Here is a 2504-nt window from a genome sequence, read left to right as displayed (position 1 = left end):
GCATCTCAACTTGCCCGCCAGCATCCTGGACTCTTGCCAGTGGTGTACCTGTCGGCGATTTTTGAAAAAAAACGAAATCTTTACCACTTCGAAAAAGTTCTGCTTCGGTTCTTTTCCAAAGTGAGCATGTCGACTCCCGATAAATATCCCGAGCTGTTCAAGCGTTTGGATACCGAGTTGTTTTCCGAAACCAGTGAAGAAGCGATGACAAACACCCTGGATTATTTGAATTTTAAAAGGTGGATTGAGAAAAAGGTAGGCGTAATTTTCAGACACTAAATTTTTTTGAAACTATTTGTAACAACACTCGTTACAAATATCAATTTTGAAACTCGTCATTAAAACCACAGTAAAGGAGAAAACAGAATGAAGGACTACAAGACACAATACGGATCCTGGGCATTAGTAACCGGCGCCTCATCCGGTATCGGCAAGGAGTTTACCCGGCAGCTGGCAGCAACAGGGCTGAACCTGGTGCTCACTGCCAGACGAATCGATCGTCTCGATGAAATGGCTGAGAATTTAAAAAAGGAGTATTCAATTGAAGTCCGGACCGTTCAGGCGGATTTAAGCAAGCCGGATGCAGTGGAAATACTGGCCAAAGCCACCGCAGGTCTCGAGATCGGCATGTTGGTAAATAGTGCCGGCGTGGAAACGCATGGCGCATTTCTCAAGAATGATCGGCAACAGGAGCGGAACCTTATGCAACTCAATGCCATCACCCCCATGGAGCTGGCTCATCACTTTGGACTCAAAATGGCAGAGAGAAAACGAGGTGGAATTATTTTCGTTTCCTCAACGTTGGGTTACCAGGCAGTACCGTTTTTTGCCAATTACGCCGCTTCCAAAGCTTACATTGCCACGTTCGGCGAAGCTTTAAATTACGAATTGAAGAAACAAGGCGTCGACGTGACAGTACTTTCTCCGGGCTTAACAAACACCGAGATGTATGCAAAGATGGATGGAGTTGAATGGTCGAAAATGCCGGTAGGCCTGATGGAAGTTGAACCGGTTGTGACGACCGCGCTGGCAGCCCTTGGTAAAAAGTACTCTGTGATCCCGGGTGGCAGAAATAATTTCATGGCATTTTTGAGTAAGAGACTCCTGTCGCGAAAAGCTAATGCTGAAATGTTCGGCAGCATGATGGAGAAAGCCATGGCAGAGAATAAATTGTAAAAATTTCTGAAATGAATTTTGTAGCATATTTCGATTTGAATCTTTAAATTCGAAACTTCAAAAGGAGGCTTGCCTAATGGGCACAAAAGTCGACCAGATGGTCGTTTCTTACACAAAGTGGGTCATTCGCTGGCGCTGGCCAATTTTAATCCTCACCCTTATTTTTGCTGGATTAGTCGGCAGCGGCGGCAAGAACCTGTTTTTTGATGCCAGCTATCGCGTGTTTTTCAGCAAGGATAATCCACAGCTCAACGCTTTCGAGTCTTTGCAGAATATTTATACCAAAAACGATAACATCCTCTTTGTCTTCCAACCGGCAGACGGAGATGTCTTTACAAACGACAACCTCGACGTCATCGAGAAATTTACTTCAGATTCGTGGAAACTCCCCTACGCAATCCGGGTTGATGCGGTCACCAACTTTCAGCACACGGAGGCCTTCGATGATGATTTGATCGTCGCAGACCTTGTTTCAGACGCTCCTTCGCTTTCGTTCGAGAAATTAGAAAAAGCTCGAAGGGTGGCGCTTAAAGAACCTCAGCTTTTTCGGCGACTCATTTCCCCGGACAGCGACGTGACCGGTATCACTGTCACTTTCCAATTGCCCGAAAAAAACACTCAAGCAGAGGTCCCCGAAGCAGTCACTGCCGCCAGAGCTCTCGTAGCCGGCTATCTGGAAAAAAATCCGGATTTGAAAATCTACTCGACCGGAATCATCATGCTGAACAACGCCTTCTCAGAGGCCGGACTTAACGATTTGCAAACCCTGGTACCGCTTATGTACCTGGTGATGTTTGTCATCCTGTTCTTGGTTTTACGTTCAATCAGCGGTACGATGAGCACCATTATAATTGTCTTCTTGTCCACTATTACAGCTATGGGAGTTGCCGGCTGGTTTAAAATCGGCCTGACCCCGCCGTCCGCACAAGCGCCCACCATGATCATGACGCTGGCCATAGCCGACAGTATCCATATTTTGGTTATTATGCTGCGGGAAATGCGCCGCGGCTTAAGTAAGCAGGAAGCGATCATCGAGAGCCTGCGCGTCAACATGACGCCCGTGTTTCTTACCAGCGTGACAACCGCAATCGGTTTCCTCAGTATGAATTTAAGCGATTCACCGCCCTTCTGGCACCTGGGAAACATCACGGCGGTTGGCGTCACGGCGGCCTTTATCTATTCGGTTCTGCTTCTGCCCGCATTAATGGCCATTTTACCGGTAAAAGTCAAACAGCAAGAAAGCAAGAAACGAACCCTTTCCGAACGCTTTGCCGAATTTGTTATTGCACAGCGCACGGCCTTGCTTTGGGGCACAGGTCTGGTGATTG

General features: G+C 47.2%; 3 protein-coding genes. All 3 read left to right on the top strand.

All coding sequences use genetic code 11. The features are described 5' to 3' along the window. A partial coding sequence (locus IH879_22385) for a hypothetical protein (protein MCH7677676.1) occupies positions 1-279 on the top strand: 279 nt, incomplete at its 5' end. 87 nt (positions 280-366) lie between these two features. After that, positions 367-1176, top strand: a complete 810-nt coding sequence (locus IH879_22380; GenBank protein ID MCH7677675.1) for an SDR family oxidoreductase — start codon at positions 367-369, stop codon at positions 1174-1176. A 76-nt stretch (positions 1177-1252) separates the two neighbouring features. After that, a partial coding sequence (locus IH879_22375) for an MMPL family transporter (GenBank protein ID MCH7677674.1) occupies positions 1253-2504 on the top strand: 1252 nt, incomplete at its 3' end.

The sequence above is a fragment of the candidate division KSB1 bacterium genome, assembly GCA_022562085.1.
GTDB lineage: Bacteria > Zhuqueibacterota > Zhuqueibacteria > Oceanimicrobiales > Oceanimicrobiaceae > Oceanimicrobium.
Note: the sequence above shows the minus strand (reverse complement) of the source record. Positions and strands in the feature narration are given on the sequence as shown.